Origin of the sequence: Achromobacter sp. B7 (genome assembly GCF_003600685.1) — a bacterium.
Classification (GTDB): domain Bacteria; phylum Pseudomonadota; class Gammaproteobacteria; order Burkholderiales; family Burkholderiaceae_B; genus Achromobacter; species Achromobacter spanius_B.
Genome location: NZ_CP032084.1, coordinates 590,938 through 610,960, shown reverse-complemented (window position 1 = coordinate 610,960; position 20,023 = coordinate 590,938). Strand labels below are relative to the sequence as shown.

Here is a 20,023-nt window from a genome sequence, read left to right as displayed (position 1 = left end):
TTTATTGGGACGGCCCTGCGATAAAAAGCGCCTTGCGGCCAGCCTGTGGGCTGCCCGCAAGGCGCATCCCCCCGCGCGGGGATGCGTAGCGCTTACTTTTCGATGACGTACTTGCCGTCCTTGGTCACGCTGACGATCGGCGCCTGGTCGGCGTCGTAGCCGGCGGGCTTGCCGGCGCGGTCGTTGGCTTGGCGGAACTTGAACGCGCCGGTGGCGCCGGTCCAGGTCACGGACGGCAGCGCGTCGCGCAGCGCGGCACGGTCCTTGGGCAATTCGCCGGTGATCTTGGTGTTCTTCAGTGCCTGGGCCACGATGTACATGGCGTCATACGACTGAGCCGCGAACTGGTCCGGCGAACCGTTGAACTTGGCCTTGTAGGCGTCGATGAACTTGACGTTCTCGGGGGCCTTGTTCTCGATGGACCACGGGCTGCCGATCCACAGATTGTTCGATGCGCCGCCAGGGGCCAGGTCGAAAATCTTGACCGAGTTCATGCCGTTGCCGCCGATGACCGGCACGTTCAGGCCCAGTTGGCGCGCTTGCACCATGATCGGGGCGCCTTCGGCCAGCAGTGCGGACAGCACGATGGCGTCGGGGTTGGTGCCCTTGATCTTGGTCAGCTGGGCCTTGAAGTCCACGTCGCCCTTGGCGAACGTTTCGGTCGTGGTGACCGGGATCTTCTGGTCTTCCAGGGCCTTCTTGAAGTTGTCGTAGCCGCTCTTGGTGAAGACGTCGTCGTTACCGTAAAGCACGGCCACGTTCTTCAGGCCGGTCTTTGCCTTGACGGTGGAAATCGTGGCCGGCAGCACGTCGGCTTCGGTGACCGAGTTGCGGAACACGTAGTTGCCGATGGAGGTGATGCCATCGGCGGTGTTGGACGTGCCGAAGGCGACCGTCTTGGCCGCTTGCGCGATCGGGTCAGCGGCTTGGGCCGAGTTGGACAGCGTCGGGCCAAAGACCATCAGGACGTTGTCTTTGAAAATCAGTTTCTTGAAGACGTTGATGGCTTCTTCTTTCTTGCCTTGTTCGTCTTCGACAACCAGCACCAGCTTGTTGCCGTTGATGCCACCCGCAGCGTTGATTTCATCAGCGGCAAGCTGGAAACCGTTACGGATCGACACGCCGTACTGGGCGGCGCCGCCGGACAGGGCTTCTGCCACGCCCAGCTTGATGTCAGCCGCGTGCGCAGCCGGGACGATACCAGCGGCGATCAGCGCAGCCAGCAGCTTCTTGGTCTTGGATTGCATGGTTGATACCACCTTAAAGTCTGTCTCGGAATATTGGTAATCCGGGCTGGTGTAATCCCGCCGGATTGACGTCATATGCCGCCTAAAGGCGCCATGATTGCGCGTCAAGACCCGGGATATTACTCCTTTGTATCAGGCCGAAACTCGAATGTGGTTCGAGAAAAGCCCGAAAACCGCCCATTTTTTTGTAAAAAATGCGCTATTACTAGCAAAAACCCTACTTTGCACCGAATGCCATTCGGCGTCCGGCGCCCTCCTTCTACCGTCCCGACAACGCCACGGCCACGTACTGGCCGTAAGCGTTTTCGGTCAGGCGGAACCACGGCATTTCGCTGTCGCGAAAGCCCATGTAACTGTCGTGTATTGCCTTGAATTTCGGGTCTTTGGCCGACAAGTCCTTGTAGACCTGTTGCGTGGCCTCGAATGCCACGTCCATGATGGATCGCGGAAAAGCGCGCACTTGCACGCCGCTTGCCGCCAGTTGCGCCAGCGCTGCCGGGTTGCGCGCGTCGTAGCGGGCAGTCAGCGACACGTGAGCAGCCAACGCGGCGGCCTGCACGATGGACTGGTAATGCTTGGGCAGCTTGTTCCAGGCGTCGTCATTGATATATAGCGACAGCTGCTCGCCGGGCACCCACCAGCCGGGTCCGTAGTAATACTTAGCTACTTTATTGAAGCCCAGCTTGGCGTCGTCATAGGCGCCCGCCCCCGCGATGGCTTGCAGCCCTTCTTTGTCGAAGGCCTCGGCAAGCGGCACCTGGGTGACCGGCTGCGGCGCTACGCCCAGCCGGGCCAGCACGTCGGCGCCAAGGCCGGAGACGCGCATTTTCAGGTCTTTCAGGTCAGCCTGGCGCTTGATTTCCCGCGTGTACCAGCCGCCCATCTGGGCGCCGGTATTGCCCAGCGGGAAGTTGATGATCTTTTCGGGTTTGAACAGTTCGCGGGTCAGGCGCAGGCCGTCGCCCTCGCTCATCCAGGCGTTCATCTGGCGCGCCGTCAGCCCGAAGGGCACGGCGGCATCGAAGCAAAAGGCGGGGTTCTTGGCGTGATAGGCGCGCGACGAGCCGTGTCCGCATTCCACCTTGTTGGTGGAGACGGCTTCAAGCAGGTCGGCGGCCGGTACGATTTCGCCTTCCGGGAAATGACGGATATTGAACTTGCCGCCGGTGGATTCCGTGACGAACTTGCAAAACTGTTCGCCCGCGCCGATGCGCAAGTCCAGCGCGCTGGGAAATGCAGAGGCAAGGCGCCAGCTCAAGGACGGCATGTCTTGCGCGAACGCAGGCGCGCTGACGGCGGCGCCGGTTGCAACGGCGCCCAGTCCGGCATGCTTCAAGAATGAACGTCGTTGCATCGCAATGCTCCTCAGCAGCTTCGGGGTACGTCGAGCAATACCCGCCGGATATTACACGGTGAGGCCGTGCCGGGCGCTAGAGGAATTCCCCAGCCGCGCGGCCCCCATCCCAATGCATTCGGCAGGATGGATGAGCGCGCCCGCGAGCGCGCTCATGGCTCAGGTGCCGGCGATGGCCATTTGCTCGATCAGGATCGAGCCGGTGGTCTTCGTGCCGCGCGAAATGGTGTCCGCGCCCACGGCAACGATCTGCTGGAACATGTCGGCCAGATTGCCGGCGATGGTGATTTCCTGCACCGCGTGCTGGATCTTGCCGTTTTCCACCCAGTAGCCAAACGCACCGCGCGAGTAATCGCCGGTGACGTAGTTGACGCCCTGACCGATCAGCTCGGTGACCAGGAAGCCCGTGCCCATCTTCTTGAGCATGGCTTCGAAGTCGTCGCCGCGCTTGGTCAGCGTGGAGCTGAACACCAGGTTGTGCGAGCCGCCGGCGTTGCCGGTGGTGGCCATGCCCAACTTGCGCGCGGTGTAGCTGGACAGGAAGTAGCCTTCCAGCACGCCGGCCGACACAACGTTGCGGCGGCGGGTGCGCACGCCTTCGTCGTCAAACGGCGAACTGCCCATGGCGCCGGGAATGTGCGGGTCTTCGGTCAGGTTGATGTGCTTGGGGAAAATGGGCTTGCCCAGCGCGTCCAGCAGAAAGCTGGCCTTGCGATACAGCGCCCCGCCGTTGACGGCTTGCGTCAGCGCGCCGACCAGGCCCAGCGCCAGGGGCGCTTCGAACAGGACCGGGAACTTGCCGGTGCGAATGCGGCGGGCCGACAGGCGCGACAACGTGCGTTCGGCGGCGTAGCGGCCGATGGCTTCGGGGGATGCCAGGTTGGCCGGGTCGCGTTCGGACGTGTACCAGTAGTCGCGCTGCATGCCGTTGCCCCGGCCGGCGATAGGCGCCACGGACAGGCTGTGGCGCGAATACGGGTAGCCGCCCATAAAGCCACGGCTGTTGCCCATGACGAACTGGCCTTCGTAGGTGCCCACGGTGGCGCCATCGGTATTCGTGATGCGCGGATCGACGTCACGCGCCGCGCGTTCGGCGCGCAAGGCGAGTTCGGCGGCTTCCTCGGTGGACACCGTCCAGGCGTGGTGCAGGTCCAGATCGGGGAATTCCGTGGCCAGTTGGTCGGCGTCGGGCAGGCCGGCGGCCGGATCGGCGGCGGTGTGGCGGGCGATGTGCCAGGCGGCTTCGACCGTCTGGCGCAGGGCGGCTTCAGAGAAGTCGGACGTCGAGGCCGACCCGCGGCTTTGGCCGGCGTAAACCGTCAGGTCCAGCGAGCGATCGCGTGTCTGCTCAACGGTTTCGATGTCGTTCTTGCGTACCGAGACCGACAGCCCCAGGCTTTCCGAGACTTCCGCCGCCGCGTCCGAAGCGCCAATCTGGCGCGCGTAGGCGAGGGTTTGCTCAACGAGTTCGGAAAAACGCGCGTGATTCGCCGCCAGCGGCAAGGATGAGGAGGTTTTAACCATTGCTGTCCAATTTGCAGAGACGGTTATCATAGCCAAGTCTGTCATTGCGCAGTTTTCCATGAATTCCCATACTGAAGAAGAATCCGTCGACGACGGTTACGACGAGAACGGCTACGACCGTCCCAGCAAGTCCCAGGTCAAGCGTGAAATGCACGCCTTGCTGGACCTGGGCAAACAGCTGATCGAACTGTCCCCCGACCGCCTCAAGCAATTGCCGCTGGCCGAGCGCCTCTATGAGGCAATCCGCACGGCGCAGCGCACGACGGGCCGCGAAGGCCGCCGCCGGCAGATCCACTTTGTGGGCAAGCTGATGCGCGACGCGCCCGCCGACGAGATCCGCGCCCAGCTGGATGTGTGGGAAAACGGCTCGCGCGAAGAAACCGCCGCCATGCACCGGCTGGAAGCCCTGCGCGACCGCCTGCTGGACGACGACGACACGCTGACCAAGCTGCTGGCGAACAATCCACAAGCGGATGCGCAGCAATTGCGCACGCTGATCCGCGCCGCGCGCAAGGAAAAGCTGGGCAATGCCTCGCTGCTGCAAGGCCAGGAGCCGCAAAAGAAGCACTATCGCGCGCTGTTCCAGGCCTTGAAGACCTTGACGCTCTGATTCCCCCTTTTGATTTTTTTCGGCCGTCCATGAACGCTTCCAACGACCTGCTCGACTGCATCGAGATCGAAACCGCCCCTAACCCCACACACGCCGTCATCTGGCTGCACGGCTTGGGCGCGGATGGCAACGACTTCGCCCCCATCGTGCCGGAACTGGACCTGCCCGCAGGGCTGGGCGTGCGCTTTGTGTTTCCGAACGCGCCGGTGCAGCGCGTGACGATCAACAACGGCATGTCGATGAGGTCCTGGTATGACATTTTGGTCATGGACCTGGTCCGTGTGGAAGACGCCAAGGGCATCCGCGCTTCCGAAGCCGCCATCCACAAGCTGATCGCGCGTGAAAACGCGCGCGGCATCCCGACGTCGAACATCGTGCTGGCGGGCTTCTCGCAAGGCAGCGCGATGACCTTGCACACCGGCTTGCGGCTGACCGAAAAGCTGGCGGGCATGATGGCGCTGTCGGGCTATCTGCCGCTGCTGAACACCGCCGAAGCCGAACGCCACGGCGCCAACCAAGCCACGCCGATCTTCATGGCGCATGGCCTGCACGACCCGGTTGTGTCGCTGGCGCGCGCCGAGGCGTCGGTGACGGAATTGAAGCGCCTGGGCTATGACGTGCGCTGGCACACGTACCCGATGCCGCATTCGGTGTGCGCCGAAGAAGTCCGCGATATCTCGGCGTTCTTGAATAGCGTGCTTGCCTGAAGCAGCAGTGATGTTCAGGCGCGCGCCGGGCTTGCCGGCCCGCCACGCCTGATCTTGCCGGCTGCCGGGACCCGCTTGCGGCACGCCGCCGTGCCCTGGGCATTGCCCCAGGCAAGCCGGCTCCAGCCCCCTGCCGACAATCCGGCAAAAACCCCTTTGGTATACCAAGTGGTATTCAAGCCCTGAATTTTCCGGGCTTCGCCGGCCCTCGTCCATAGAGAAAAACGCCAATCCCAAAAAGCTTGTCTACGCCCGCTGCTTGAATATAGTATTCGATCCATGCCTTATCGGCCCGGGCTGCTGGTGTTCGGGCTTCCCTGTTGTTGCTGTCGATTCAACCCCATTGGCCATGCTGCGCCGGGTTTCGGCGTGCCATATAAGACGCAGGAGAAAGTCCCGTGAAATCCATGCCACTTCCCCGCCTGGCGGGCGCGGCGCTGCTTGCGCTGTTTGCTCCCTTGGCCGCCCAGGCCCAAGCCCTGAATCCCCCCGTGAAGGTGCGCTACGAAGAAGTGGTGCGATCCGTGCTTTACGTGCCCAAGTACGTGGCCCTGTCACAGGGATACTTCAAGGACGCCGGACTGGACGTGTCCATGAAAACCTCGCAGGGAACCGACAAGGGCATGACCGCCTTGCTGTCGGGCAGCGCGGACATTGTGCTGATCGGGCCCGAGGCTTCCATCTATGTGCAGAACAGCGAATCGCCGGTCAAACCGAAGATCTTTGCCGGGCTGACCGCCACCGATGGCTTCTTCCTGCTGGCGCGCAAGCCGGTCGACAAGTTTGACTGGTCGATGCTTAAGGGCAAGGAAGTCATCGGGTTTCGACCCGGCTCGAACCCCATCGTGTTCCTGGAAACCGCGTTGCGCAAGCATGGCCTGGATCCGCAAAAAGACGTCAAGCTGCTGAACAACATCGGCATCCCGGCGCGTGCGGGCGCCTGGATGGCGGGCCAGGGTGAATACGGCATCTTCCTGGAGCCCGAGGCCGGCGAGCTGGTGCGCAACGGCAAGGGGTACATCGTTGCGTCGGTGGGCCATGAAGTCGGCCAGGTGGACTACACCGTCTTCACCGCCACCGACAAATACATCCGCGACAACCCCAAGGTCATCCAGGCCTGGACCAATGTGGTGGCGCGCGCCGAGAAGTACGTGAAGGACACGCCGGCCGCAACGCTGGCGCCGCAGATCATGACGTTCTTCCCGGGCATGGACCAGGGCGCCGTCACGGAAGCCATCGAGCGCTACAAGCAATACCAGATCTGGAAGACGTCGCCACTGGTCACCGCCGAGGCCATGAACAAGTTGCAGGACATGCTGATCGCCAGCGCCGTCATGAAGGACTCCGCCCGCGTGAAATACGAGGACGTGGTGGTGGCCGACTTTGCCAACAAGGTGCAGTAATGGGAGCCGCCATCCATAACCTGAAGCCGGCCACCGCCACGGCAAAAATCGAGCTGCGCGACGTCTGCCTGTCGTACTTCACGACCGATGGCGAAACCGAGGCGCTGTCGAACGTGTCGTTCTCGCTGGCGCCGGGCGAATTCGTCAGCCTGATCGGCCAAAGCGGATGCGGCAAAAGCACCTTGCTGTCGTTGATTGCGGGCCTGATTCCGCCCACATCGGGCGCCGTCATGGTCGATGGCCAAAGCGTGACCAAGCCGAACCCGCGCATCGGCTACATGTTGCAGCAGGACTATCTGTTTGAATGGCGCACCATCCTGGACAACGTGATGCTGGGCGCCGAGATCCAGGGCCGGCGCGATGCGCGCAGCGAGGCGCGCGCCGTGCACATTCTTGAAAAGTGCGGGCTGGGCGGGTTCCTGACGCACACGCCGCGCCAGCTGTCGGGCGGCATGCGACAACGCGCCGCGCTGGCGCGCACGCTGGTCACCGAGCCGGACGTGATTTTGCTGGACGAGCCGTTCTCGGCGCTGGATTCGCAGACACGCCTGGCCATCTCGGACGAAGTCGTGGACATCCTGCGGCGCGAGGGCAAGACGGTGGTGCTGGTCACCCACGATATCGGTGAAGCCATCGCCATGACGGATCGCGTCATCGTGCTGTCGCGCCGCCCCGGCCGGCTGAAAAGCCAGTACCGCATCCACTACGGCGACGGTGCGCGTCCCACGCCCTTCCAGGCGCGCTCGCGGCCGGAATTCAACGCCTATTTCAAACAGCTCTGGGATGAGCTGGACGTCCACGTGGAGGGCTGATCGATGAATTCCCCCGTTGCCAACACCGTTCCCCTGCGCGCCGTACCCGCGCCCAGCGCCAAATACCTGGACTACCTGCGCCGGGACCGCGCCAAGAAGCGCAATATCCGGCTAAGCCAGGCGTTGTTGCTGATCGTGTTCCTGTGCGCGTGGGAAATCCTGCCGCGCATGCACATCGTGAACCCGCTGCTGACCAGCTACCCCAGCGCGCTGTGGCCTACCTTTATCGACCTGTGGAACAACGGCCATCTGGCCAGGCACATCATGACCACGCTGTCGGCCACGCTGGTCGGCTTCACCCTGAGCATGGCGATCGGCATCGTGGTGGCGGCCGCGCTGTGGTGGTCGGACTTCCTGTACAAGGTGCTGGACCCTTTCCTGGTGGTGGCCAACGCCATGCCCAAGATTGCCTTCGTGCCGATCTTCTATCTGTGGCTGGGGTCTGACTACGCCGTGTACGGCATGGCGGTCGCCATCGCGGTGTTCGTCACCATCATGGTCGTGTACGCGGGCTTTCGCGGCATCGACCAGAACAAGGTCAAGCTTGCCCACACCTTTGGCGCCAGCCGCTGGCAGGTGCTGACCAAGGTAGTGCTGCCGGGCAGCGTGCCCACGTTGATCGCGGCCGTGAAGATGAACATCGGCCTGGCCCTGGTGGGCGTGATCGTGGGCGAATTCCAGTCGGCCGATTCCGGCCTGGGTTTTCTCATCATGAACGGCAGCCAGGTGTTCAAGCTGAACATCGTCATGACGGCAATTGCCATGCTGGCGCTGATCTCCAGCGTGATGTACCTAATCATCTATCGCGTCGAAGCCGCCGTGGCGCGGCGCTACGGCTAAGGAGGCGTCATGGAATTTCCGCAATGGGTACAAGACCGCGTCGTGGCCCGGCAAGGGCGCCTGCATCCCTACGACACTCTGCCGGCAGCGCGTTGCGCGGTGGTCGTGATCGACATGCAGCAGTACTTCACCCTGCCCGGCTATCAAGGCGAATGCGCCCCGGCGCGTGACATCATCGCGCCGATCAACCGGCTGTGCGACACGGTGCGCGCGGCGGGCGGGACGGTAGTGTGGGTGCAGACGGCGTCGGACAACGCCGACGCATTCTGGTCGCATCACCACGGGGTGATGCTGACGCCCGAACGCAGCAAGCGGCGCCTGGAAACGCTGCGCCGCGATTCGCCGGGGTTTCAATTGCACCCCGACCTGCACGTGGACGATGCCGACCCGCGCGTCGTCAAGCGCTTCTACAGCGCCATGGCGACGGGCTCGTCAGAGCTTGAACCGCTGCTGCGCGGGCTGGGCGTGGATACGCTGCTGATCACCGGCACCGTCACCAACGTGTGCTGCGAATCCACCGCGCGCGACGCGATGATGCGCGACTTTCGCACCATCATGGTCGACGACGCGCTGGCGGCGGTCACGCCGGCCGAACACGAACATGCCTTGCAGGGCTGGATGCTGTTCTTTGGGGATGTGCTGTCGGTGGACGAGGTAACGGCGCGGCTGACGCCGGCCGAGGCGGTGCGGAAAACCGCCTGACGGCGACGGCGCGTCGGGCTACACCCGGCAACAGGCGGTGCATCATGGGCGGCCCGGCCAGGCCCGACCCAGCCAGGCCGGGCCAAGCTGGGCCAACCCGATGCGTTGCCGTGTCGGCGCCTAGGCCAGGCCCAACCACACGCGCCGCATCGTCGGGTCTTCCGGGTCGGCGTCGTTGGTAAAGCCCAGGCTGGTCATCAGCGCCAGCATGGGCCGGTTGGTCGACAGCACCAGGCCATCAATGTATTCCAGCCCCTGCTCGCGCGCGGCGTCGATCAGCGCCGTCATCAGCTGGCGACCCAGGCCGCGCCGCTGCCAATCATCGCCGATCACCAGCGCGTATTCCGCACCGCGCCCGTCCGGGTTGCGCAGATAGTGGGCAAAGCCCACGATCACTTCGCGCGGATGGCCGCGGTTGGCCGGGTTGGGCACCTGCGTGGCCGCCACCAGCGCCAGTTCGCGGTGGTAATCCACCTGCGTATAACGCGACACCATGCGCGGTGTCAGCTCACGCATCATCGACACAAAGCGCATATAGCGCGACCGTTCGGACAAGCCGCGAATGAACTCCTGCAAGGCCTCGCCGTCTTCCGGGCGGATAGGGCGCAGCACCCACGGAATGCCGTCATTGAAGCGGCGCACGTGCACCAGCCGCGTGGGATACGGATGGATCGCCATATGCGGATAACCGGACGTCTGCGGCGTTTCACAGCCCGGCGTTTCGGTCAGCATCATGCGCAGTCCGCCCGCGCGCAGATGGGTTTCGCCGGCGTAGAGGGGGTCGATATCCAGCGTTTCGATGTCGGGCAATTCCGACACCATTTCAGACACCAGCACCACCGCCTGTTGCAGCGACTCGGCCGCCATATGGCCCACACGCGGCGCCAGCACACGGCGCCACAGCCGGCTGCGTTCGATCAGCTGACGGGCCAGGAAGCCGTTGAGCGGCGGCAGATCCATGCCGCGATCGGCCACGGACAGCACCGCGTCGGGCCCGCCCGCGCCAAAGCGGATGACAGGGCCAAACTGCGGATCGCGCCGCACCCGGATCGCCATGGGGCGGGATTCGGGTTCGGCGGACGCCACCTCCACCGGCATGTCGCGCAGCGGCACGTAGAACAGGCCAAGCAAGGTCCGGATTTCGGACGTATTCAATTCACGGCGGCAATCCGCCCGCACGCGCGCGATGAGTTCGCGCGCGGCGGCCAGGTCGGGCACGTGGGTGGGGGGTTCTTGCGGTTGCGTTTGCAGCAGCAACTGCTGGTTGTAGTGGTGCGAGGCCAGCACGCCGAACGCGTCGGCGGCCGATTCCGGCGTACGAAACGCCGACGTGCCCGCATCGTCCAGCATGCGGCGCAGCGGCCGCATGCCGGCGTCGCCCATGAAGCAGGTGACGACGGGCTTCTTCGCGCTGGGCGCAATCTGCGCCAGCTCGCGCGCCACGGCGGGCATGTCGGCCAGCGCGTCAGGCGCCAGCAGCACCAGCACGCCATCCACGCCCGTGTCGTCCAGCACCGTTTCCAGAATGGCGCGGATGCGTTCGGGCGTCAGCGGCGTGTAGGTAATGACGGGGTTGTCGCAGGCGGCGTCGGGCTCCAGCATGGCTTCCAGCGCGCGGCGGGTGGTGGGCGCCAGGTCGGCGCGCAGCACGGCGGCGTCGGGGCCGATCAGGTCCATGGCCAATTGCGGAGGCCCGCTGCCGTTCGAGATCAGCGCCACGCGCCGACCCTTGGGGCGGCGCGTATAGCCCAGCACTTTCACGGCCGAGAACAGCTGCACGAAGTAGCGCACGCGCACCGCGCCCGCGCGGCGCAGGGCGGCATCGAAAATGGCGTCGGCGCTGTCGGCATCGGACCGACCCGCCTTGAGCACGATGACGGGCTTTACGCTGGCCGCGGCGCGCAGCGCGCTCATGAATTCGCGCGCCGGCCCCACGTCTTCCAGGTACAGCACGATGCTGTCGGTGCGCGGGTCGCTGGCCAGGTAATCCAGCACTTTCGACAGCCCCACCACCGCTTCGTCGCCCAGCGACACGGCGGTGGAAAAGCCGATGTGCACGTCTTCGGCCCAGTCCATGACGGCGGCCATGATGGAGCGCGACTGCGCCACCAGCGCCACGCGCCCCGCGCGCGCCAGCACCGGGTGCTGGCTGAAGTTCAACCCGGCGTGCGGCCGCTGCGCGCCAAACGAGCGCGGCCCCAGCAGTTCGCAGCGGTTCTCTTCCGCCCACGCGCGACACAACGCCCAGGTGCCGCGCGGATACGGATCGGGCAGTTCGTGCGGCAACAGGATCACGGCGCGCGGCGCCAGCGGCGACAGGCGGCGCAGTGTTTCCGGCAGCACGGCGGGCGACACGCAAACCAGGGCCAGATCAGGCCTCGCTCCCGCCGCCAGGCCTTCCAGGGCGGCGGGCAATTCCGGCGCGGCGCCCGCCTGGCAATCGACCACCGTGGTCTTCGCCTTGAGCGCGGGCGACAGAGAGCCCGCCGCCGGCAGTGGCCGGTCGGCAACGATCACCAGCGAACTGGGTTCGAACATGGGGGCAAGCGCGTGTCGCAGCATAGGGGGTACGCCCTAATCTAAAATACCGTTCATCGTAACAAGACAAGCCCGCCGTCCGCTTGATGTGGACCCAGCCTGACGCCGCTTTTGTGGCGCCGCAGCCGCTATCATTGCCACCTATGACTTCCAACGCCACCTCCCCCATTCGTACGCGCTTCGCGCCTTCGCCCACGGGCTTTCTGCATTTGGGCGGCGCGCGCACCGCGCTGTTCTCCTGGGCGTTCGCGCGCCACCATCAAGGCACGTTTGTGCTGCGCATCGAAGACACGGACGTCGAGCGGTCCACGCCGGAAGCGGTCGAGGCCATTCTGGACAGCATGCAGTGGCTGGGCATGCAGCCCGATGAAGGCCCCTTCTATCAAATGCAGCGCATGGACCGCTATCGCGAAGTGGTCGCGCAGATGCTGGCCGCCGGCACTGCCTACCACTGCTACAGCTCGCCCGAAGAAGTGGAAGCCATGCGCGAAGCCGCCCGCGCACGCGGCGACAAGCCGCGCTATGACGGCACGTGGCGCCCCGAGCCCGGCAAGACGCTGCCCGCCATCCCCGAAGGCCGCAAGCCGGTGGTGCGCTTCAAGAACCCGCAAGAAGGCGCCACGTCCTGGAACGACATGGTCAAGGGCACCATCAGCTTCGACAACACCGAACTTGACGACCTGATCATTGCGCGCCCGGACGGCACGCCCACGTACAACTTCTGCGTCGTGGTCGATGACTGGGACATGGGCATCACGCACGTGTTGCGCGGTGACGATCACGTCAACAACACGCCGCGCCAGATCAACATCCTGCGCGCGCTGGGCGCCACGCTGCCCGAATACGGCCACGTGCCCATGATCCTGGGCCCGGACGGCGAAAAGCTGTCCAAGCGCCACGGCGCGGTCAACGTCATGGAATATGACAACGACGGCTACCTGCCCGAGGCCATGATCAACTACCTGGCCCGCCTGGGCTGGAGCCACGGCGACGACGAGCTGTTCTCGCGCGAGCAGCTGGTGTCCTGGTTCGACACCAAGCACCTGTCGAAGTCCGCGTCGCAATGGGACCCGAAGAAGCTGAACTGGGTCAACGCGCACTACATCAAGCAGATGGACAACGCGGAACTGGCAGAACGCGTGGCGCCGCGCGTGGCGAACCGGGGCGGCCACCCTGAAAAAATCGACCTGCCGGGCGTGATGGGCCTGCTGAAAGACCGCGCTGAAACGCTGGAACAATTGGCCGATGGCGCGATGCTGTTCTGCGCGCCGTTCGCACCGGCCGCGCCGGAACTGGTCGAGCAGCACCTGACTGCCCCCGCGCGCGAAGCGTTGGCGGACTTTGCCCAGCGCGCGCAAGACACCGACTGGACCCGCGAGGCCCTGTCGGCGCTGATCAAGGCCGTGCTGGCCGACCGTGGCATGAAGATGCCGCAACTGGCGATTCCGCTGCGCGTGGCGGTGACGGGTCAAACGCAAACCCCGGCCGTCGACGCCGTGCTGGCCCTGCTGGGCAAGCAGACGGTGCTGGCCCGCCTGGCTGCGATCTAAGCAGGACGGCCTTCAAGCCGGGCCGGGCAAGGCTGGCCCGACTCGGCACAGACCTGTTGAACCAGATCGGCTTAGCCAAGGCGATCCGGGTCGAATCCGATATGTTGGCCCCAAGACGGCGTTCCGAGTTTTCGGAACGCCGTTTTTTCGTTTTGCTATCGGCTTGCTGTTGGCTTGCTATTGGCTGGCTATTGGCGGGCGATTGCCTTGCCATTGGCCCTGCCCCCCCCGCCCTACGCGTTCGTGATCGCCGCGCGCGCCTTCAACGCCCGGGCGAAGAACGCGCCCAGCAGGGGCAGCAGCACCGCCGACCCGCCAAACAGCGCCGCGGCGCCGATCTCGTCCACCACCGCCCCCGCCAACGCCACGCCCGCCGCCTGCCCCATGAACAGGCACGACGCAAACCACGCCACCGCCGTGCCACGCGCGGAAGGCACCATCTGCGTCGCGTTGGTTTGCAACGTGGCATGCAGCAGGTAATAGCCAAAGCCCGCCAGCACGCTGGCAAGCAGGCTCCACATCCAGACCGGACCCAGCAGATACGACAGGAAGGCGACGCCCAGCACCAGACCGCCCGCAACCGCCAGGCCGCGTTCGCCCAGACGCTTGAGTATGCGGCCGGCCACGACCGTGTAGATCAGCCCGCCCACCGCGTACACCGCCACCAGCGCACCGGCGGCCGTCAGCGAAATGTTGAATCGTTCGTGCAGGTAAGACGGCGCGAATGCCAGCGCGCCAAAGACCAGCAGGCCCTCAACGAACACCGTGGCCAACACAATGCGCGCCCACGGCGTGCCCAGCACCAGCCGCGCCTGCCCGATAAAGCCCTGACGAACGGCGTTGGGGTCCACCTGCGCAAAGCCCGCCGCGCGCTGGCGCCGCACCTCCAGGTGCAGCAGCACGCCCACGATCAGGTAGCCCACCACCAGGGCCGCGAAGGCCCAGCGCCAGCCCACGGTGTCCGCGAAAATGCCGCCGGCCAACTGGCCCGCGGACATGCCCAGGATGGTGCCGGTCAAAAAGCGGGCCAGCGTCGCCTGGCGACGCTCGTAGGGTACGTTGTCGCCAATCCAGGCCATCGACAACGGCACGATGCCCGCCCCCGCCGCGCCGGACAGCGCGCGGCAAAGCACCAGCACATCCAGGGATTCGGCCATGATGGCGCCCGCGCTGCCCAGCGCACAGGCCACGGTGGCCACGCTGACCACGCGGTACTTGCCGTAGCGGTCGCCCACGGGACCGAAGAACATCTGCAACACGCCGTAGGCCACCGCAAACGCCGTCACGGCGCGCGCGGCCTGGCCGGTAGTCGTGCCGAATTCCGCCGCCAGCTGCGGCAGCATGGGATCACAGATGCGAAAGGCGCTGGCGCTGACAAAGGCGGCCAGGGCAAGCAGCGCGATGGCGCGTGCTTCAGAGGACATGGCGGGCATGGGGAACCGGCGGCTAGGCAAAAGTCGAAGCCCGCACCTTACCGCAGCCCGGCCATCTTGGCGCGGTGGGCGAACGCAGTGTCCGCCCCGCGCAACGGTGCGTCAGGCGCGGCCTTGTTCTGGCGCAGCGCCGGCACGCGCCCTCCCCGCGCAACGCTCAATACGGCAGGCGATAGCCCTGCGGCATGCGGCGCGCGGTGACCACCTGGCCGCCACTCTTGAGTTCGCGCAGCGTCAATTTGGCGTGCTCGACTTTTTCGACGCGATAGCGGTTCAGGTAAATGGGGTCGTTGGCATCCACGGGCTCGCCGGCGGACTTGGTCGTCTGCATCGTGTAGACGTTGTCGGCCACCGTCCAGCAACCGGTCTCGCGCAGGGCCGGGCGCGACTTGCGCCCGATCTTGAGCAAAGACTCATAGGCCATCGAGCCATCGGCGGACAACACGATCAGCGATTGCAATTCGCCGCTGACATCGCGCGGGCGCGTGTTCGACAGCCAGGTCCCAATCATGGGGTCGCCGCTTTTGGCCGGCACACAGGCCACCGCCTTGGGCGGGTCCGCGGGCTGCGCCTCGGTAATGACGGCGGGCTTCCTGGCGACGCACCCGGCCAGGATAAGAACGGCGCAGGCGATGCCGGCCGAACGCAAATACACACTGCTCATGACTTCCTCAACACGTCTGTCGACGCGCCGCGCCGATCACACCGGCACGTCCCTCGCGCAGCAAACATCACGCACTCTAAAGAGCCGCTCGGGAAGAATCAACGACGATCCGCGCGGTGTGCAATTGCGCAACAGTCGGCGTCGCAAAGCCGCTGGTTTAGCCATGGAACGCGCACGAATGCGTTGGTTTCAAGCGACACCGCGCGCGTGTCCACGGCTGCTCTTTCCGCGCTCTCTATATATAGAGAGCGCTGCGATCGGCCTGGGTCACAACGGCAGCCGCTGTTCGTGCTTGATCTCGCGCAGCGCCACGATGGTGCGCGTCTGGCGAATGCCCGGCATGTTGAACAGGAAGCGATGCAGGAAACGGTCGTAGGCCTCGGGGCTTTCCACCAGGATTTTCAACAGGAAGTCCGAATCGCCGGTGACCGCGTAGCACTCCAGGATTTCGGGCGCGTCGCGCACCGAGCGTTCGAAGTGTTCAACCGTGTTCGACGAATGCCGCTCCAGGCTGATCTGCGCAAACATGCAGCCCAGGCCCACCTTGCTGCGGTCCACCTGCGCGCTATAGCCCTGGATCACCCCGCTGGCTTCCATCGCCTTGACCCGCCGCCACACCGGCGCGGCCGATAGCCCTACCTTGTCGGACAGCTGCTGCGCCGAAGCCCGGCCGTCCTCCTGCAAGGCCTTGAGGATGCCGATATCGGTCTTGTCCATCGCTTTGTCTCCTGGTTTTTGTCGAACACGAAATGTTCATTGCGAATTATAGGGATAGCACGATCCCAAAACGCAATAAATCGGATGCCTCGCGAACCTATCATGGTGCGAAATACCAGGAGCATTCATTATGGACGGCACTCCCGCCCCCGAACCCCAGCTGGACCTTGATTACCAGCTTGCCGACAACCTTACGCGGGAGTCCGGCCGCATCTTCCTGACGGGAACGCAGGCGCTGGTGCGAATCATGCTGACGCAGGCACGGGTCGACCGTGAACGCGCGCTGAACACGGCGGGCTTTGTGTCGGGCTACCGCGGATCGCCATTGGGCGGCGTGGACATGGCCATGTGGAAGGCGAAGAAGGCGCTGGACGCCAGCAAGATCTCGTTCCTGCCCGGCATCAACGAAGACATGGCCGCCACCGCCGTCATGGGGACGCAGCAGGCCGGCGTACGCGCCGACCGCAACGTCGATGGCGTATTCGCCATGTGGTACGGCAAAGGCCCGGGCGTGGACCGCGCGGGCGATGCGCTGCATCACGGCAATGCGGCCGGCGCATCGCGCAACGGCGGCGTGCTGGTGGTGGTGGGCGATGACCACACCGCCGTGTCGTCCTCGATTCCGCACGCCAGCGAAGCGTCGCTGATCGGCTGGCAGATGCCGATCGTGCATCCGACGTCGATCGACGAGTACGAGACCTTTGCGCTATGGGGCTGGGCGCTGTCGCGCTATTCCGGCACGTGGGTCGCATTCAAGGCGGTGTCCGAAACCATCGAAAGCGGGCACTCGTTCACCCCCGCCGCCGTGCAGCACTACGACATGCCGTCCAACCCCGACATGCCGCCCGAGTCGCTGGAGTATTCCGCGCGCGACTTCCTGTCGCTGGCCGTGGAAGCGCGCATGAATCTGCGCATGAAAGCGGTGGCCGCCTTCGCGCGCCGCCACAGCATTGACCGCCTGACCTGTCCGGCGCCGCGCGCCACCGTGGGCATCGTCACCGTCGGCAAGGCGCATCTGGACACCATGGAAGCGCTGGCGCGCCTGGGCGTGGACACCGTCACCGCCAACGCGCCCGTGCGCATCTACAAGCCGGGCCTGACCTGGCCGATGGACGGTGAACGGCTGCTGGAGTTTGCACGCGGGCTGTCGCACATCCTGGTGATCGAAGAAAAAGGCGCCGTGGTCGAAAGCCAGATCAAGGATCTGCTGTTCAACCTGCCGGACCGCCCGAGCGTCATCGGCAAGAAAGGCCTGGACGGCGAAACGGTGGTGCCGTCGGCGGGCCAATTGCGCCCGTCGCTGCTGGCGCGGCCGCTGGCGGCGTGGCTGTCGCGCAGCGCCGGCCTGCCGCTGGGCACGGACCTGGCCGCGTTCGATTGCCAGTCGGCGCTGTCGAACGACGCCGACGGCATGCGCCGCCGGCCGTATTTTTGTTCGGGCTGTCCGCACAGCACGTCGACCAAGGTGCCCGAGGGCAGCCAGGCCTTGTCCGGCGTGGGCTGTCACTACATGGCTGCGTGGATGGACCGCGACACGGGCGGGCTGACGCAGATGGGCGGCGAAGGCGTGGACTGGATCGGGCTGTCGCGCTACACCAAGATGCCGCACATCTTCCAGAACATGGGCGAAGGCACCTACTACCACTCGGGCTATCTGGCGATTCGCCAGGCGGTCGCCGCGCGCGCCAACATCACCTACAAGATCCTGTTCAACGACGCGGTTGCGATGACGGGCGGGCAACCCGTGGACGGCCCGATCTCGGTGCCGCAGATCTGCCAGCAACTGCGCGGCGAGAACGTGGCGCGCATCGTCGTCACCAGTGACGAGCCTGAAAAATACCAGGGCGTGGACCTGGGACCCAACATCAAGGTGCACCACCGCCGCGAGCTGGATGCGTTGCAGCGCGAGTTGCGCGAGATTGCCGGCGTGACCGTGCTGATCCATGACCAGACGTGCGCCGCCGAAAAGCGCCGCCGCCGCAAGAAGAACCAGTTCCCCGACCCGGCGCGCCGCATGCTGATCAACAGCGCGGTGTGCGAAGGCTGCGGCGACTGCGGCGTGCAATCGAACTGCCTGTCGGTGGTGCCGCTGGAAACGCCGTACGGCCGCAAACGCGCCATCGACCAGTCCAGCTGCAACAAGGACTATTCCTGCGCCGAAGGTTTCTGCCCCAGCTTCGTGTCGGTCATGGGTGGCAAGCCGCGCAAGAGCGCCGCGCCCAAGACCGATCAGGAACGCCTGCAACGCCTGATCGAGCAATTGCCGCAACCCGCCACGCCGTCGCTGGACCGGCCCTACCGGCTGCTGGTCGCCGGCATGGGCGGCACGGGCGTCATCACCATCGGCGCCATCGTGTCGATGGCCGCGCACCTGGAAGGCCTGTCGGCGGCGGTGCTGGACCTGACCGGCCTGGCGCAAAAGGGCGGCACCGTTGTCAGCCATATTCGCCTGGCGCCTGCCGGCGCGCCGGCGGGTCCGGTGCGACTGGACTGGCAGCAGGCCGATGCCGCCATCCTGTGCGACCCGGTCGCCTCGGTCGCGCCGGATTCGCTGGGCGCGCTGCGCCGCGGGCACACGCAGGTCACCGTCAACACCTATGTGGCGCCCGTGTCCGAGTTCACGCGGGACCCCGACGCCGCCATGCGCCCCGAGGCGTTGCTGGCCAAGATTCGCCACGCCGCCGGCGATGCCAACACGGCCGCCATCGACGCGCACGAAGCCGCGCTGGCATTGTTCGGCGACAGCATCCTGTCGAACATGTTCATGCTGGGCTATGCCTGGCAGCGCGGCGGCGTGCCGTTGTCGCAGGCGTCGATCAACCGCGCCATCGAACTGAACGGCGTGGCCGTAGCCGCGAACCGCGCGGCATTCGACAGCGGCCGGCTGGCTGCGCATCAGCCCGACGCGCTGGAAAGCGCGCTGCGTCCGCGTGCCCAGGTGGTACAGCTGCACGTGCCGGAAACCTTCGAACGCGCCGTGGCCCGCCGCATTGCGGACCTGACCGCGTATCAAGACGCCCGCTACGCACGCGTCTACCAGGACGTGGTCGAAGCGGTTGCCGCGCGCGAACGCGAATTGGCGCCCGAGGCCAAGTCACCGCGACTGGCGATGGCGGTGGCGCGCGGCCTGTTCAAGCTGATGGCCTACAAGGACGAATACGAAGTGGCGCGGCTCTACACCGGCGAGGCGTTCCAGGCGCAGCTGAAGGGCCAGTTCGAAGGCGACTACAGCCTGCGCTTTCACATGGCCCCGCCGATCTTCGCCCGCAAGGATCCGCGCACCGGCGTGCCGCGCAAGATGACGCTGGGGCCGCGCACCATGTCGGCACTGAAATTGCTGACACGGTTGAAAGGACTGCGCGGCACCTGGTTCGACCCGTTCGGCCACACCGCCGAACGCAAGATGGAGCGGGCGCTTGTCACCGAGTACCGCCAGACCATAGACCAGCTTCTTGTAGGGTTGACCCGCGACAAGATCGCGCAAGCAGCTACAATCGCCGGCCTTGCAGAAACCATCCGCGGCTACGGCCACGTGAAGTCTGCGAACGTCGAGAAGTACCGGACGCAATTGGGTCGATTGATGCAGAGCTATATGGCACCGGCCCCGCGCGACATACCCCTGCGGAAAACCGCATAAACAGTCGCTCTGAGCGGTGCAGTCCTGGGCGCGCCTTACTGGGCGCGCCCAGTGCATTTAGTAACAATCTTTTGTGAGCTTCGTCATATCTTCTTCTTGTTCCAGTAGGTCTCGATCACTAGAATTAGTGTCCAACGAGGGGTGCTACACTACATGTTGTGGTCGCCTAAGCGCTGATTCTCGTCGGCCACGCCTTTTGGACTAAGCCGTCCAAGCCGTTCCGACCCCCTCAAAAGATCCACATTCGTACCCGACATGACCGCCGTCATGTCGCTATCTACGCGT

The 20,023-nt window shown here is 65.2% G+C and carries 15 protein-coding genes; 8 read left to right on the top strand and 7 right to left on the bottom strand.

Annotated elements, in window-relative coordinates; genetic code table 11:
* Window positions 1-92: 92 nt before the first annotated feature.
* From DVB37_RS02770 to pmbA, 3 genes are all read right to left on the bottom strand, one after another.
* Window positions 93-1,247: an ABC transporter substrate-binding protein gene (locus DVB37_RS02770; protein ID WP_006226687.1), complete on the bottom strand. Its 1,155-nt coding sequence runs from the start codon at window positions 1,245-1,247 to the stop codon at window positions 93-95.
* A gap of 259 nt (window positions 1,248-1,506) precedes the next feature.
* Window positions 1,507-2,601, bottom strand: coding sequence for a TRAP transporter substrate-binding protein (locus tag DVB37_RS02765; protein WP_120153758.1), 1,095 nt, complete (start codon window positions 2,599-2,601; stop codon window positions 1,507-1,509).
* 159 nt (window positions 2,602-2,760) lie between these two features.
* Window positions 2,761-4,125, bottom strand: a complete 1,365-nt coding sequence (gene pmbA / locus DVB37_RS02760) for a metalloprotease PmbA (protein ID WP_046806101.1) — start codon at window positions 4,123-4,125, stop codon at window positions 2,761-2,763.
* Window positions 4,126-4,183: 58 nt separating this feature from the next.
* On the opposite strand from pmbA, the gene yjgA reads away from it, so the two are divergent.
* The 6 genes from yjgA to DVB37_RS02730 all read left to right on the top strand — a co-directional run bounded on the left by yjgA (window position 4,184) and on the right by DVB37_RS02730 (window position 9,199).
* Window positions 4,184-4,735 (top strand): ribosome biogenesis factor YjgA, encoded by a 552-nt coding sequence (gene yjgA, locus DVB37_RS02755; protein ID WP_046806100.1) that lies wholly within the window; start codon window positions 4,184-4,186, stop codon window positions 4,733-4,735.
* Between the two features lie 29 nt (window positions 4,736-4,764).
* A complete protein-coding gene (locus DVB37_RS02750; RefSeq protein WP_120153756.1) occupies window positions 4,765-5,442 on the top strand; it encodes an alpha/beta hydrolase in 678 nt (225 codons plus the stop codon).
* 407 nt (window positions 5,443-5,849) lie between these two features.
* Window positions 5,850-6,845: an ABC transporter substrate-binding protein gene (locus DVB37_RS02745; RefSeq protein ID WP_046806098.1), complete on the top strand. Its 996-nt coding sequence runs from the start codon at window positions 5,850-5,852 to the stop codon at window positions 6,843-6,845.
* Window positions 6,845-7,657 (top strand): ABC transporter ATP-binding protein, encoded by an 813-nt coding sequence (locus DVB37_RS02740; protein WP_120153753.1) that lies wholly within the window; start codon window positions 6,845-6,847, stop codon window positions 7,655-7,657. The genes DVB37_RS02745 and DVB37_RS02740 overlap by 1 nt, the downstream gene beginning before the upstream one ends.
* A gap of 3 nt (window positions 7,658-7,660) precedes the next feature.
* A complete protein-coding gene (locus DVB37_RS02735) occupies window positions 7,661-8,497 on the top strand; it encodes an ABC transporter permease (protein WP_120153750.1) in 837 nt (278 codons plus the stop codon).
* Window positions 8,498-8,506: 9 nt separating this feature from the next.
* Window positions 8,507-9,199, top strand: a complete 693-nt coding sequence (locus DVB37_RS02730) for an isochorismatase family cysteine hydrolase (protein WP_120153748.1) — start codon at window positions 8,507-8,509, stop codon at window positions 9,197-9,199.
* A gap of 120 nt (window positions 9,200-9,319) precedes the next feature.
* On the opposite strand, the gene DVB37_RS02725 is transcribed toward DVB37_RS02730, so the two are convergent.
* On the bottom strand, window positions 9,320-11,761 hold the full coding sequence (locus tag DVB37_RS02725) for a GNAT family N-acetyltransferase (RefSeq protein WP_120153746.1): 2,442 nt from the start codon (window positions 11,759-11,761) through the stop codon (window positions 9,320-9,322).
* Between the two features lie 119 nt (window positions 11,762-11,880).
* Here DVB37_RS02725 and gltX point away from each other — a divergent pair, with 119 nt between their 5' ends.
* Window positions 11,881-13,287, top strand: coding sequence for a glutamate--tRNA ligase (gltX, locus tag DVB37_RS02720; protein WP_046806093.1), 1,407 nt, complete (start codon window positions 11,881-11,883; stop codon window positions 13,285-13,287).
* A 233-nt stretch (window positions 13,288-13,520) separates the two neighbouring features.
* Here gltX and DVB37_RS02715 read toward each other — a convergent pair whose 3' ends face one another.
* The 3 genes from DVB37_RS02715 to DVB37_RS02705 all read right to left on the bottom strand — a co-directional run bounded on the left by DVB37_RS02715 (window position 13,521) and on the right by DVB37_RS02705 (window position 16,101).
* A complete protein-coding gene (locus DVB37_RS02715; RefSeq protein WP_120153744.1) occupies window positions 13,521-14,720 on the bottom strand; it encodes an MFS transporter in 1,200 nt (399 codons plus the stop codon).
* 157 nt (window positions 14,721-14,877) lie between these two features.
* Window positions 14,878-15,384: a hypothetical protein gene (locus tag DVB37_RS02710; RefSeq protein WP_046806514.1), complete on the bottom strand. Its 507-nt coding sequence runs from the start codon at window positions 15,382-15,384 to the stop codon at window positions 14,878-14,880.
* 267 nt (window positions 15,385-15,651) lie between these two features.
* Window positions 15,652-16,101 (bottom strand): Lrp/AsnC family transcriptional regulator, encoded by a 450-nt coding sequence (locus DVB37_RS02705; RefSeq protein ID WP_046806515.1) that lies wholly within the window; start codon window positions 16,099-16,101, stop codon window positions 15,652-15,654.
* Window positions 16,102-16,231: 130 nt separating this feature from the next.
* Here DVB37_RS02705 and DVB37_RS02700 point away from each other — a divergent pair, with 130 nt between their 5' ends.
* Window positions 16,232-19,738 carry an indolepyruvate ferredoxin oxidoreductase family protein gene (locus DVB37_RS02700; protein WP_120153741.1) on the top strand — a complete coding sequence of 1,169 codons (3,507 nt, stop codon included), beginning with the start codon at window positions 16,232-16,234 and terminating at the stop codon, window positions 19,736-19,738.
* Window positions 19,739-20,023: the final 285 nt, after the last annotated feature.